General features: G+C 44.9%; 1 protein-coding gene. It reads left to right on the top strand.

Annotated features, from left to right (window positions below; translation table 11 throughout):
* Positions 1-207, top strand: a 207-nt coding sequence (locus tag HFE01_RS26910; protein ID WP_167438898.1) for a condensation domain-containing protein, incomplete at both ends; no start/stop codon positions are given.

The raw sequence follows: 207 nt of genomic DNA, 5'->3' as shown, positions 1-207 counted from the left end.
CCGTATAGTGACTATATCGAATGGTTGGAACACCAAGATGCACAGGAAGCATCTCGTTATTGGAGTGACTATTTGGCGGGTTTTGAGCAGCAAACCTTGTTGCCTGGTGAGAATACGCAAGTTTCTGTAACAGAACGGGATGACGACACAAACAGAAGCGGTCAAAGTTCAAATTCCGGCTATGTTTTGGAAAAGCTGCCATTGATG

The organism is Paenibacillus sp. EKM10P (assembly GCF_011800655.1).
Taxonomy (GTDB): Bacteria; Bacillota; Bacilli; order Paenibacillales; family Paenibacillaceae; genus Paenibacillus; species Paenibacillus polymyxa.
This window is presented reverse-complemented; position numbering and strand designations above follow the sequence as displayed.